Here is a 12,682-nt window from a genome sequence, read left to right as displayed (position 1 = left end):
CAATTCGGACGTTTTACGTATTACCTCAATACAGATTTCTTTTGCTCGGGAGAAGCATGTCGGGATCCAACTCAGCAATCAGTCGCCGCCGTTTACTGAAAGGTGCGGGTGCTATGTGGCTTTTAAGCGTCAGCCAGGTTGGTCTGGCAGCCACGAGTCAGGTCGTTGCGGTGCGCATCTGGCCTGCATCCAGCTATACCCGCGTCACGGTAGAATCTAACCGTCTGCTGAAATACAAACAGTTTGCCCTGAGTAATCCTGAGCGTGTGGTTGTGGATATTGAAGACGTTAATCTGAACTCGGTGCTCAAGGGCATGGGAGCGCAGATTCGTCCTGACGACCCGTATATTAAGTCGGCGCGCGTAGGCCAGTTTGATCCACAAACCGTGCGGATGGTGTTCGAGCTGAAACAGAATGTGAAGCCGCAACTTTTTGCCCTGGCTCCGGTGGCAGGCTTTAAAGAGCGTCTGGTGATGGATCTCTATCCCGCGAATGCCCAGGACGTTCAGGACCCGCTGCTGGCATTGCTGGAAGATTACAACAAGGGCGATCTGGATAAACAGGTGCCACCTGCACAAAGTGGCCCGCAGCCGGGTAAAGCGGGGCGCGATCGTCCCATTGTCATTATGTTGGATCCAGGCCACGGCGGAGAAGACTCCGGTGCGGTGGGGAAATACAAGACGCGTGAAAAGGATGTGGTGCTGCAGATTGCCCGCCGTCTGCGAGCCCTCATAGAGAAAGAGGGCAACATGAAGGTCTTTATGACACGAAATGAAGATATCTTCATTCCGCTTAAAGTCCGCGTGGCGAAAGCGCAGAAGCAGCGTGCAGACCTGTTTGTCTCGATTCACGCCGATGCCTTTACCAGTCGACAACCCAGCGGTTCTTCAGTGTTTGCGCTCTCGACCAAAGGCGCGACCAGTACCGCAGCGAAATATCTGGCGCAGACCCAGAACGCCTCGGATCTCATTGGTGGCGTCAGTAAGAGCGGTGACCGTTACGTCGACCACACCATGTTCGACATGGTGCAGTCGCTGACCATCGCCGACAGCCTGAAGTTTGGTAAAGCGGTATTGAATAAGCTTGGTAAAATCAACAACCTGCATAAGAATCAGGTTGAACAGGCCGGGTTTGCGGTGCTAAAAGCGCCGGATATCCCGTCCATTCTGGTAGAAACAGCGTTTATCAGTAACGTTGAGGAAGAGCGCAAACTCAAAACGGCGACCTTCCAGCAGGAAGTGGCAGAGTCGATTCTGGCGGGGATTAAAGCCTACTTTGCCGATGGGGCGACGCTGGCGAGAAGGGGATAAATACACGTCCTGGCATTCTGATGCGATATAAAGAATGATTGTCCAGGACGAAATATTATAGTGGGAATATTTACTGGTTCATCTAATATTATCGGATAAATTACCGATAACGTATATTCATAAAGTATCTGGTTGATTATATAATTTTAAAATTAATATATCTGTTTGAAGTTTATTTTTAATTATTTGGCGGTGTTATTTTATTTATTAATTGATAATTATTTTATATTGATGTTTTCCTAAAAATAAATCTGATGATGTTTTCTGGCACATAGTGTCTCTTCACTTGGGATATAATTTTATCGCATTACCTCTGGCAGGAATGCAGACACCATAAATTATGGTATTGGATATTTATCACCAAGGGAAAAAAATGAAAAAATTCACTATTGCAGCCATTGCTATGGCATTTGCAGGAAGCGCTTTTGCGGGCGATCAGGACTCTGCGGATATTCATTTTGCAGGTGAAGTGCAGACTAATATCTGTACGGCGGAGCTTTTAGGGGGAGGAACTTCAGTGCAACTGGATCCGACTGACGTTAAAACCGTAACGGCAGCCACCACTGACTCGGTAATGAAAAAAGACTTCACTGTCTCTCTGGATTGTACTGCTCAGGGCGCTAAAGACAAAATTACCGGTGCGAGCTATGCCACTGTAACAGGCTATCTGGCGGCGGCAAAAGGTACAGCGGTTAATGCCAGCACTTCTGCGCTGGATAACACCGACGTTTCTGCTGCGGGTGCGCAAGGGGTTGGTTTCCAGGTGCAAAACAAAGACAGCAGCAATGCAGTCCAGACGTTTACCACCGCGGATCGCCAGGCGAAAGTGATCGATACTGCGGCGCCAATGCTGTTTAACTACAACGTCGGCTACCTGAAAACCGGTACTGTCAGCGGCGGTCTGGTGGCGGCTGACGCCATGTTTATCGCAACGTATCAGTAATATCAAAATAATACCAGGCAGGGTCGTTGAACCCTGCTTTTCGTCCTGAAAGGAGGGAGTATGCGTAAAGGAAAACCGTTATTGTTGCTCCTGATGATATTCGGGTTGTTAAGCGGGCAAATATCTTTTGCTAATACCGGTGCCGAATTTATCGTACGGGGGAGTATTTATAAAACGACCTGTACCGTACAAACGCCGGGAGACGGTACTTCGATAGCGTTGGAGGAGGTGACCACACAGGCATTACTTGATGCACGAAGCTTTCCTGTTTCGCCGAAGGAATTTACCATTAATATCAGTTGTTCCACGCCTTCCGGGTGGCATGAAGTGACGGGCAAATTTACCACTGACGGGGAGATCGAAGGTTCCAATGTTTCTGCTCATTTAAAAAATACGATTACCGATACGACTGGCGCAAAATATGTCGGCCTACAAATTAAAGATAAAATTACCGATACTGTTGTTGATTTCAGTGCAACGCAGCAGTTCACGTTAGCTTTTAGCAATGAGAACAGCGCCTCATTTAAGTTTGAAGTGGGTTATATGCCTTATGGTGTGCCGGAAAAAGGTGATGTACATGCGGCAGCGACCTTTACCCTGACCTATGCCTGACGGAGCGTCTGTGAATAAATTAATTGTTCTGCTGCTTTCTGGGCTGACGTGGGTTAATTCAGCGCGTGCTGCTGATACGCTGGAATATGAATTTACCGGTCGGGTGACGGAGTTAACTTGTAAGGTGGAACTTTACAATTGGGCAGGCGTATATAGTCTTATTTATTTGAGCCTCGAGGTCAATACTATGCCAGCCATAGGCGATATTAGGTGGTTATCGAAAATGGGAGAGTATTATTTCCGCGTTTCCTGCCCGTCCGGGTATAAGGCGTCAGTAGTGACCGGAAAAATAAGTACATCGCAGGAGGTTGATGCCGCCACCCTCGCAATAAAATCTGAAGATAGAAATAATCAGTTTGGCTTCGTTTTTAAAGATACCGATCAGAATATGATGATTGATTTTAGCACAGTGGAAAATACGCAGACCCTTGTCCAGGATGGCGATGTAAAAAGGGCTGATTTTAATTTTATCGTGGGGGTTGTGCCTTACGGTGTGAACGTGAACTACGGTGGCCTGCAAGCTTCTATTATGTTTACAGCCACATTTCAGTAATCGGGGAAGAAAATGAAATATTTATCATTCCTTTTTTCTCTGCTGGCCTTCAGTGCTTATGGCACCGTGACGATTGACGACACGATACAGACGCCTGAAATTGTTGTTTCGGCTTTCGTCGACCCTATACCCACACAATGTAAAGTATGGGTCGAGGTGGATGGCGTGAGCAGCACCACTATTGCGTTAGAGACGGCTTCCCTGAAGGAACTTCAGGGGGCGACTTCAGGCGCGCTGCATCAAAAGAATTTCGCTATACGTTCTGAGTGCACTCATGCCGAGGCCTATCAGCCGAATATTCGTTGGGTGACGAGCGGAGAGACCGACCCTGCAACCTATGCGCTAAAAAATACTACCTTATCAGGCGCGGTAAACGTTGGTTTCCTGGTACAGGATCAATCAACACCACCGGGCTCAGTCGTGAATTTCCAGACGGGTAGCCGAAAAGATTACGAATATGTAAGCTCCGGGAGCTGTTATAGATTATCTGACGATGAGGAAGGTTGCTATAACTGGGCGTCAACCTATTCCGTTGGTTATATCGCCTACGGTACGCCCGGCGCGGGCATTGTTACTGCCGATGCTACCGTAATTATTAATGTTGAATAAAATAGCTAAAATATATTTGTTTGGTTTATATATCAGATTTACATAGTGTAAAAATATTGTTTCTGTCAAAGGGATTTATATGAAAAGGTATTCATGTTCGTTATTTATTGCGTGTTTAATGACGCTTACTACAACCTCATCACTGGCCAGCGTGGTGATTCAGGGAACGCGGGTTATTTACCCTGAATCGGCGAAAGAAGTAACGGTGAAAATGGTCAATGAGGGTAAGTCGCCTTTATTGGTCCAATCCTGGCTGGATGATGGTAATGAAAACGGCGACCCGGCCAAAATGAAGCTACCGTTTATTGTCACTCCCCCCGTCTCGCGTCTTGATCCACAAAAAGGCCAGAGTGTGCGTATTACCTGGACCGGTCAGGCGTTAGCGCAGGATAAAGAGAGTATTTTTTGGTTTAACGTGCTGGAAATTCCACCTAAAGATAAGAATGCGGAAGGGAAAAGCAAGCTTAATCTGGCTTTACGTTCGCGGATTAAATTCTTTTATCGTCCGGCCTCACTGAAGGGCAGTTTTATTGATGGTTTAAATAATGTTAAGTGGTCGCTGGTTAATGACGCGGGTAACGTGGCGATCGTCCTGAAAAATGAATCGCCTTATTATCTCTCGCTGATTGGTGGCGCGGTATGGGCAGGGGCGAAAAAATATGACTACAAACCGAAAATGTTGAGCCCTTTTAGTGAGGAACGCTTTGTCGTACCGCAATTAACCACAACTTCCATTAATAAAGTGTCATGGGTTGCGTTGAATGATTACGGCGCGGATGCGGAAGTTGTCAAAACGGTTAAATAAAAAATACCCGCAGAGTAACAGGATTATTAATTAAAAGGGAATGATGGTGCGCCGATTATCGCGATCTATTTATTTATCGACGTTTCTGACTGGCTTTTTTTCGCTGATATCCGCACAGGCAGATGAAGGTACGCCCGATGAAAGCGCCAGCACCGAGATGGTGGAGTTTAGTGACGCCTTTTTAATGGGTGATGCGGGCAGCCAGCTTGACCTGAAGCGTTTTTCACGTGGTAATCCTGTTCTTGCCGGAACATACAACGTTAAAGTTTTCCTTAATGGCAAGGAAATGTTCAAAACTCCGCTGACTTTTCACGAAAACAATACGGATTATGCGTCGGCGTGTTTTACCCATGCGCTGCTGGAACAGCTCAATGTGGATCCCGAGTCGCTAAATCAGGAGGATGAGGATGGCTGTTATGATCTGGCCGCCACCCTGCCGAAGTCTTCCAGCCGCTACGACCCATTGACGCAGGAGCTGAATGTAACCATCCCGCAGGTCTATCTGGTCAGTCATCCTGCCGGCTATATTCCTCCTTCGCGTTGGGATTCTGGGATCCCGATGGCGCTGCTCTCCTATAACGCCAACGCCTGGCATTCCAAAAGCGACAATACCACGCAGGACACCTTTTACTCCGGGTTGATGTTGGGTTTGAACCTTGGCGCATGGCGTTTGCGCTCAAATGGCGCATACAACTGGGATAACGATAACGGCGGAGAGTACAGCAGCTACGATCTTTTTATTGCACGCGACATTGTGCCGCTGCGTGCAAAACTGGAAGCCGGGGACGTACGCACCAACGCCAACATGATGGATTCCATTTCGCTGGACGGTGTGCACCTTTACAACGATGCGCAGATGGACCCCTCGGCTAACAGCTATGTGCCGGTGATTCGCGGCGTCGCGAACAGCAATGCCAAAGTAACGGTACGCCAGGAAGGTCGTATTGTTACGCAGGTCACCGTCCCGCCGGGGCCGTTCGCCATCAGCGACTACTATGCCGCACAAAACGGCAGCGATCTGGATGTTACCGTTGAGGAGTCTGACGGTAGTACGCGCGTATTTTCTATGCCCTATGCCTCTATTGCCCATTTGCTGCGTCCTGGTGAAGTGGACTGGGATATCGGTATCGGCACGGTGGATAAAGACACAGTTGATGAAACCCTGTGGGCGGGAGTCGCCACCGCCTCTTACGGCTTGAGCAATATGTTTACCGCCTACGGCGGCGTACAAATGGCAGAAAACTTATACACCGCCGGAATGCTCGGCATGGCAATGAATACCAGTATCGGGGCGTTTTCATTCGACGTGACGCACTCACAAACCACCGCCGATGACGTTGGTACCTTAAAAGGGCAGAGCTACAGCCTTAACTACAGCAAAAATTTCACGGCGACGGGGACCACCTTCAGCGTGGTTGGCTATCGTTTTTCCTCTGAAAACTACATGTCGATGAACGATGCGCTGTCACTCAAAAATACGCTGAATAATTATGCTTCCGATAAAAACACCACGACGCAGGAGGCGTATCACGCCTATACACGTACGCGCAACGAGATACAGGCCAACGTCTATCAGGATGTGACTATCAATGGTGAAAGTTATGGCTCGTTTTATCTGAATGGAACCTGGCGTAGCTATTGGGGCGATGATGGCAATACCTCGCAGTATTCCGTAGGTTATAGCAACTCTGTGGGGAGCGTGAGTTACAGCATTTCCGCCCAGCGCAGCTATGACGAATTTGGCGAAGAAGACGATAGCATCAACCTCGGTTTCTCTATTCCGTTGGGGTCAGGCTCCAGCGTGGGCTATCGTCCGTTCTCCAGTATGAGCGTCAACAGCAGTAGCGACTTTAAAGGTAACGACAGCGTCAGCGCGATGGCGACAGGGAGTTCTCGGGACAATATGTATAACTACTCCCTGAACACCACGAGCAGCCGCAACAAAGACAGCGAAGACCTCACCACGATAGGCAGTTGGGTGACGCGCAACGGCGCGTACAGTACCACCTCATTGTCGGCGACGCAGGGGCTTAACGGCGATCAACAGTACTCGCTAAGTACAACCGGTGGCGTGGTGCTGCACAGCGGCGGGCTGACGCTGGCCTCCGGCTATTTAACGCCAGACTCGACGATGGCGCTGGTGCACGCCAGCGGGGCGAAAGGCGCGTCCGCCTCAATGGGCAATGGGCAGATAGACGGTTTTGGCAATATGGTCGTCACCAGCCTGAGTCCCTACCGGGAAAACACCGTCGGTCTGAATATTGACACGATGGAAAACGATGTGGCGATTAGTAATACCACCGGTGTCGTGGTGCCGACCAGCGGGGCGCTGGTGCGTGTGGATATCGAAACCGACGCCCGTAAAGCGTTTATGCTGGAACTGACGCGCGACGATGGCGGGTTTATTCCGCTGGCGGCAGATGTGCAGGATAGTGCTGGCAGCTCGGTCGGCACCGTAGGCCAGGCGGGGATTGCCTTTGTGCGCGGCATGGATGACAGCGGTACGCTCTCCGTCATTTGGGGCAGTGGCGCAGAAAGCCGCTGTCAGGTGAGCTATCAGTTAGATGGCAATGCCAGCATGATCGGTAAAACGCCGCTTATCTCCGGTCTGCGCTGCCGGATGTCCTCAACCAGCGTGAAGGTGACGCCATGATCCATCATCGAATTTTTCGCCATGTAGTATTAGGCCTGTGTTCATTTTGCTTTAGCGCTGCTGCTTTTGCTGATTGCCTGGAAAAAAGTGATCCGTTGAAATGTATGGGGAGTACCAAGACGGTTGATGTAACCTTTACTGCAACTCTTCAAACTCCTTCGTGCAATGTTTCTTTAGGGGGAGAGAGTAATCTGGGAGGAAAGTCTCTCGTTATTGATTTTGGTCAGATTATAGCGCGTGATCTGGATTCTAATGATGAACGTTATAACCGTCCTTTAGGTATATTTTTAACTGGTTGTGACAATATGCTTAATAAAGCAAAGGTGACTTTTTCCATAAACAGTGCTGATCTCTGTTCAGATCCCCATAAAACATGCCTCGGGATGGGGACAATGTTGGGATTAAAAATTAAGGATCGAGTCAAGGGAGATTTTATTACATTCAACAGCGAGAGGGATATGACGTTGAATAGTAATGGTGAGGGGTATTTCACGATTTACGATATATATATTATCGCAGCCTTTGGGGGGGCTACAAGTAGTTCTGGTTATTTCGAGGAATCGTTTCAAATCATTGTCCGTTATAACTAAATACCTGGGGTTATCATGCGCTATTATCTTCCTTACCTGTTCACGTTAATCCTGTCTTCTCCAGCGCTGGCGGCAGAAACGTTTATTGTTGCACCTACGATGGATGTTACTGTAACGGCAACAACCGTATTACCCGTATGTAATGTTAGTGTTGCACAGGAGATAACCCTTCCTGATACAGATATAAGCCAGTTTGCTGCCGGCGGTGTATTGAACGCTTTAGCTCCTACTGATTACAGTGGAGGAGATATCTATACGCCGTTTAATATTACGCTCACCAACTGTGGCAGCGAAACGGCGTCAATATCCAGAACAATGCGTTTAACGCTTCGCAATATAGGTGCCGAACCTATTATTGATGGCGTATTCAGCGATTATTTACAAAACAGTACCAACGTTGGCATTGTTATTTTTAATACGGATGGCGCCAGCGCAAGAAATGTCCTGCTGGATGAAATTATATTCACTAATCAAATTGCTACGAATAGTGAACAAGTCTTCCATTTCGCGACGCGTTTTCAGAAAGTGGGCAACGGCGAAAGTGGCGTCGCAAGCGGATTGTATGCAGCGAAAGTTTCCGTGACCGCAGCGTATGAATAAAAAGGATATGTTATGCTGAAAAAATATGGATTTATCATGCTGTTATTGCTGGGCTTATGTGGCGTTCGCGGCGCATTGGCGAGTTGTGCATTTACCACGCCAACGGGAACAAATATTGAGCAAACTATGGCATCGTCGCCCGTAACGGCGGTCATGCTGACAAGCACAAATTTGCAGCAGTTATTCCAAAGTTCATTACTGGCCGGTGGGCCGATTATTTCCACCTGTAATCCGTCCACGGGATCTGCCATCACCGTATCGGGGGATACTTTTTCTACGGCTTCACTGTCTGAAACGATGCCTGATGGTGGTTTGCTGCTTGGCACTGGCACTAGCGCCAATGGGTTTGGTTATGGATTCTGGTACACCGTGACCTATGGCGATGGCAGTGGAAGCGTTTCGGGGCATCTTAAAAAAGGGGGGATGTTCAGTGCGACGCCTGCCCAGCTTAATGGTGCCAGGTGGGAGTTTCAGGCCGAATTATGGTATGCGGGGGGATACTATAGCGATCGGGTTAAAGCGAGTCAGATTGCGGCAGTGAATACTACGTATTTTAGAGTGGGCTTTAGTAATGCTATGAAAGGGGTTTTTTTTAATTCCCCTGCCATTCCGATTACGCCAACCACTTGTAACTTGTCTATTGACAGGTCAAAAGTCGATTTTGGTTCGTTTAACTTTCTGCTCTATGGCGGAACGGGGGGAGTTAAAAATGGGCCGTATCAAGAGATAAGTGTTAGTAACAATAACTGCAAGATGACGACTAAAATTGAGACTCGTATACTGAGTAATGGGAATCCGGTGAGTTCTGACCAGTATTTGTTGCTAAACAAACTGGCTGGTGATGATGCCGCCAGCGGTTTTGGTGTGGCGCTTTATACTTTTTACAATCCCCTTATCATTGATGCTCTTTCGGGGAACGGAGACATTCGTGGCCCGTTCACTTCCGCGCCGAAAGAGTTTGATACCTCTGGTCCTATTTACTTATATCTTGAGCCAGACGGTACGCCGCTAAGGAATGGGAAATTCGAGGCTACCGCTACTATTAACGTCAGCTACTATTAACCCCAATGAACGACCACTGCCTGTGTCTTTGATCGATACGGGCGGATGACAGAACGGCAGACACAAAAAAACCGCATAAAGCGAAACGCTTTTGCGGTTTTATTTTTTAAGGTCTTATTTAATAGCCTTAACAAACTATGTTGGTTGCGGGGGCCGGATTTGAACCGACGACCTTCGGGTTATGAGCCCGACGAGCTACCAGGCTGCTCCACCCCGCGTCCGTCTTTTTGCTTCGTATTTCAAACCACATCTGCGTTGGCTTTCCTCGTTCACCTCAGTCACTTACTGGAGTAAGCTTCTAAGGATTCACTGCGTCGCCGCCTTGCTGTGATTCGAACTACTTTGCAAAAATATTACATCAGATTTTAATTGGTTGCGGGGGCCGGATTTGAACCGACGACCTTCGGGTTATGAGCCCGACGAGCTACCAGGCTGCTCCACCCCGCGTCCGTCTTTTTGCTTCGTATTTCAAACCACACCTGCGTTGGCTTTCCTCGTTCACCTCAGTCACTTACTGGAGTAAGCTCCTAAGGATTCACTGCGTTGCCGCCTTGCTGTGATTCGAACTACTTTGCAAAAATATTACATCAAATTTTAATTGGTTGCGGGGGCCAGATTTGAACTGACGACCTTCGGGTTATGAGCCCGACGAGCTACCAGGCTGCTCCACCCCGCGTCCGTGGATGCGCACTATACTCTGCTAACGATTTCATGCAACCCTTTTTTCACCTTGATCACGTTTTTGAGGTGAAGATGAACAAAAACAACACCCTTTGGACTATTTTTTGCGCAAAATTTGCGTTGGGGTATGCATTCGCATTTCATTAGGTTCAGGGGTTTGTTATCTTCGTCTCGCATTCGGGCAACATAAGACGAGAACAATGAAAGGACGTTGGGCAAAATATCTTCTGGCGGGAGCAGTCGTCGCGATGCTCGCCGCGTGTTCCTCAAAACCCACCGATCGTGGGCAGCAGTATAAAGACGGGAAATTTACCCAGCCTTTCTCACTGGTGAACCAGCCTGATGCGGTTGGCGCGCCAATTAACGCCGGTGATTTCGCCGAGCAGGTTAATCAAATTCGCAGCGCATCGCCACGTTTGTACGGTAACCAGAGTAACGTTTACAACGCTATCCAGCAGTGGCTACGTGCGGGCGGTGATACGCGCAGTATGCGCCAGTTTGGTATTGACGCCTGGCAAATGGAAGGGGCGGACAACTACGGTAACGTTCAGTTTACCGGTTACTACACACCGGTTATTCAGGCGCGCCATACGCGCCAGGGCGAGTTTCAGTATCCTATCTATCGTATGCCGCCAAAACGTGGGCGCTTACCAAGCCGTGCCGAGATCTATGCTGGCGCGCTGAGCGACAATTACATTCTGGCGTACAGCAACTCCCTGATGGATAACTTCATTATGGATGTTCAGGGCAGTGGTTACATCGATTTTGGCGATGGCAGCCCGCTGAACTTCTTTAGCTATGCCGGGAAAAACGGTCATGCCTACCGCAGTATTGGTAAGGTGCTTATCGACCGTGGCGAAGTGAAAAAAGAAGATATGTCGATGCAGGCCATTCGCCATTGGGGTGAAACGCACAGCGAAGCCGAAGTGCGTGAGCTGCTGGAGCAGAACCCATCGTTTGTCTTCTTTAAACCGCAATCTTTTGCGCCGGTGAAAGGGGCCAGCGCGGTACCGCTGATTGGTCGCGCATCCGTGGCTTCTGACCGCAGCATCATTCCTGCGGGCACAACGTTACTGGCGGAAGTCCCGTTACTGGACAATAACGGCAAGTTTACCGGTCAGTACGAACTGCGCCTGATGGTGGCGTTAGATGTGGGGGGCGCGATCAAAGGGCAACACTTCGATATCTACCAGGGCATTGGCGCAGACGCCGGACACCGTGCGGGGTGGTATAATCACTACGGACGCGTGTGGGTGCTGAAAACAGCGGCCAACGCGGGTAACGTATTCAGCGGTTAATTGCCGGATGGCGCTTCGCTTATCCGGCCTGGATTATTGAGTAGGCCTGATAAGGCGTAGCCGCCATCAGGCAGTGATGCAGTCATCAAGGGCGGCATTTGTCCGCTCTTTTTGTTTTCTATATCTGAGGTTCTATGTCTGTGGTTATAAGTGATGCCTGGCGTCAGCGTTTTGGCGGTACGGCGCGTCTGTATGGCGAAAATGCGCTGCAACTGTTTGCTCAATCGCACGTTTGCGTGGTTGGGATTGGCGGAGTGGGGTCATGGGCGGCGGAAGCGTTGGCGCGAACCGGCATTGGCGCCATCACGCTTATCGATATGGATGATGTGTGTGTCACTAATACTAACCGCCAGATCCATGCTCTGCGCGATAACGTTGGCCTGGCAAAAGCTGAAGTGATGGCTGAACGTATCCGTCAGATTAACCCGGAGTGCCGGGTGAACGTAGTTGATGATTTTGTTACGCCAGATAACGTTGCAGAGTATATGAACGCGGGCTTTTCGTATGTCATCGATGCTATCGACAGCGTGCGCCCGAAGGCGGCGCTGATCGCTTATTGTCGGCGCAATAAAATTCCGCTGGTCACCACCGGTGGCGCGGGTGGGCAGATCGACCCGACGCAGATTCAGGTGGTTGATTTGGCAAAAACCATCCAGGACCCGCTGGCGGCGAAGCTACGTGAGCGACTGAAAAGCGATTTTGGAGTGGTGAAAAACAGCAAAGGCAAACTGGGCGTGGACTGTGTGTTCTCGACCGAAGCGCTGGTGTATCCGCAGGCAGATGGCTCGGTATGTGCAATGAAGGCTACGGCGGAAGGGCCGAAGCGTATGGATTGCGCATCCGGATTTGGCGCTGCCACCATGGTGACGGCGACATTTGGTTTTGTTGCGGTCTCTCACGCGCTGAAGAAAATGATGGCGAAAGCCGCGCGTCAGGCCTGATTGTATCGGATGGCGTGACGCTTAT

The 12,682-nt window shown here is 49.3% G+C and carries 12 protein-coding genes and 3 tRNA genes; 12 read left to right on the top strand and 3 right to left on the bottom strand.

From position 1 onward, the window contains the following. The first annotated feature begins 56 nt into the window (after positions 1-56). The 10 genes from amiC to EHN13_RS03120 all read left to right on the top strand — a co-directional run bounded on the left by amiC (position 57) and on the right by EHN13_RS03120 (position 9,737). On the top strand, positions 57-1,310 hold the full coding sequence (gene amiC / locus EHN13_RS03165; RefSeq protein ID WP_048213099.1) for an N-acetylmuramoyl-L-alanine amidase AmiC: 1,254 nt from the start codon (positions 57-59) through the stop codon (positions 1,308-1,310). A gap of 373 nt (positions 1,311-1,683) precedes the next feature. Further along, on the top strand, positions 1,684-2,253 hold the full coding sequence (locus EHN13_RS03160; RefSeq protein ID WP_232034674.1) for a fimbrial protein: 570 nt from the start codon (positions 1,684-1,686) through the stop codon (positions 2,251-2,253). Between the two features lie 60 nt (positions 2,254-2,313). Further along, positions 2,314-2,865, top strand: coding sequence for a fimbrial protein (locus EHN13_RS03155; protein ID WP_124020868.1), 552 nt, complete (start codon positions 2,314-2,316; stop codon positions 2,863-2,865). Between the two features lie 10 nt (positions 2,866-2,875). Then, on the top strand, positions 2,876-3,418 hold the full coding sequence (locus EHN13_RS03150; RefSeq protein ID WP_124020867.1) for a fimbrial protein: 543 nt from the start codon (positions 2,876-2,878) through the stop codon (positions 3,416-3,418). Positions 3,419-3,430: 12 nt separating this feature from the next. Beyond that, entirely contained in the window at positions 3,431-4,027 is a 597-nt protein-coding gene (locus EHN13_RS03145; RefSeq protein ID WP_124020866.1) for a fimbrial protein, read from the top strand. Between the two features lie 118 nt (positions 4,028-4,145). Beyond that, complete coding sequence (locus EHN13_RS03140; RefSeq protein ID WP_124020865.1) at positions 4,146-4,832, top strand: fimbria/pilus periplasmic chaperone; 687 nt, start codon at positions 4,146-4,148, stop codon at positions 4,830-4,832. A 43-nt stretch (positions 4,833-4,875) separates the two neighbouring features. Further along, complete coding sequence (locus EHN13_RS03135) at positions 4,876-7,485, top strand: outer membrane usher protein (protein WP_249039288.1); 2,610 nt, start codon at positions 4,876-4,878, stop codon at positions 7,483-7,485. Then, the gene (locus tag EHN13_RS03130; protein ID WP_124020863.1) at positions 7,482-8,075 is read left to right on the top strand and encodes a fimbrial protein; all 594 of its coding nucleotides are present in this window, start codon (positions 7,482-7,484) and stop codon (positions 8,073-8,075) included. Before EHN13_RS03135 ends, EHN13_RS03130 begins: the two co-directional genes overlap by 4 nt. A gap of 15 nt (positions 8,076-8,090) precedes the next feature. After that, on the top strand, positions 8,091-8,675 hold the full coding sequence (locus tag EHN13_RS03125) for a fimbrial protein (protein WP_101741622.1): 585 nt from the start codon (positions 8,091-8,093) through the stop codon (positions 8,673-8,675). A 12-nt stretch (positions 8,676-8,687) separates the two neighbouring features. Next, positions 8,688-9,737 (top strand): fimbrial protein, encoded by a 1,050-nt coding sequence (locus tag EHN13_RS03120; RefSeq protein ID WP_124020862.1) that lies wholly within the window; start codon positions 8,688-8,690, stop codon positions 9,735-9,737. A gap of 141 nt (positions 9,738-9,878) precedes the next feature. On the opposite strand, the gene EHN13_RS03115 is transcribed toward EHN13_RS03120, so the two are convergent. From EHN13_RS03115 to EHN13_RS03105, 3 genes are all read right to left on the bottom strand, one after another. Further along, a tRNA-Met gene (locus tag EHN13_RS03115) sits at positions 9,879-9,955 on the bottom strand. 152 nt (positions 9,956-10,107) lie between these two features. Beyond that, a tRNA-Met gene (locus EHN13_RS03110) sits at positions 10,108-10,184 on the bottom strand. Between the two features lie 152 nt (positions 10,185-10,336). Next, a tRNA-Met gene (locus EHN13_RS03105) sits at positions 10,337-10,413 on the bottom strand. A gap of 205 nt (positions 10,414-10,618) precedes the next feature. Here EHN13_RS03105 and mltA point away from each other — a divergent pair. Together mltA and tcdA are read left to right on the top strand one after the other, a co-directional pair. Continuing rightward, the gene (gene mltA / locus EHN13_RS03100) at positions 10,619-11,716 is read left to right on the top strand and encodes a murein transglycosylase A (protein ID WP_042310759.1); all 1,098 of its coding nucleotides are present in this window, start codon (positions 10,619-10,621) and stop codon (positions 11,714-11,716) included. Positions 11,717-11,850: 134 nt separating this feature from the next. Then, complete coding sequence (gene tcdA / locus EHN13_RS03095) at positions 11,851-12,657, top strand: tRNA cyclic N6-threonylcarbamoyladenosine(37) synthase TcdA (RefSeq protein WP_003825630.1); 807 nt, start codon at positions 11,851-11,853, stop codon at positions 12,655-12,657. The last annotated feature ends 25 nt before the right edge of the window (positions 12,658-12,682 follow it).

The sequence above is a fragment of the Citrobacter youngae genome (assembly GCF_003818115.1).
GTDB classification, from domain to species: domain Bacteria; phylum Pseudomonadota; class Gammaproteobacteria; order Enterobacterales; family Enterobacteriaceae; genus Citrobacter; species Citrobacter youngae.
The sequence above is the reverse complement of the archived record's forward strand: the minus strand, read 5'-3'. Positions and strand labels throughout refer to the sequence as shown.

Coding starts and splice junctions, on each gene's coding strand:
- EHN13_RS03155 (WP_124020868.1), top strand. CDS start 2,314: ATGCGTAAAGGAAAACCGTTATTGTTGCTCCTGATGATATTCGGGTTG.
- mltA (WP_042310759.1), top strand. CDS start 10,619: ATGAAAGGACGTTGGGCAAAATATCTTCTGGCGGGAGCAGTCGTCGCG.
- EHN13_RS03130 (WP_124020863.1), top strand. CDS start 7,482: ATGATCCATCATCGAATTTTTCGCCATGTAGTATTAGGCCTGTGTTCA.
- tcdA (WP_003825630.1), top strand. CDS start 11,851: ATGTCTGTGGTTATAAGTGATGCCTGGCGTCAGCGTTTTGGCGGTACG.
- EHN13_RS03160 (WP_232034674.1), top strand. CDS start 1,684: ATGAAAAAATTCACTATTGCAGCCATTGCTATGGCATTTGCAGGAAGC.
- EHN13_RS03120 (WP_124020862.1), top strand. CDS start 8,688: ATGCTGAAAAAATATGGATTTATCATGCTGTTATTGCTGGGCTTATGT.
- amiC (WP_048213099.1), top strand. CDS start 57: ATGTCGGGATCCAACTCAGCAATCAGTCGCCGCCGTTTACTGAAAGGT.
- EHN13_RS03125 (WP_101741622.1), top strand. CDS start 8,091: ATGCGCTATTATCTTCCTTACCTGTTCACGTTAATCCTGTCTTCTCCA.
- EHN13_RS03145 (WP_124020866.1), top strand. CDS start 3,431: ATGAAATATTTATCATTCCTTTTTTCTCTGCTGGCCTTCAGTGCTTAT.
- EHN13_RS03135 (WP_249039288.1), top strand. CDS start 4,876: ATGGTGCGCCGATTATCGCGATCTATTTATTTATCGACGTTTCTGACT.
- EHN13_RS03140 (WP_124020865.1), top strand. CDS start 4,146: ATGACGCTTACTACAACCTCATCACTGGCCAGCGTGGTGATTCAGGGA.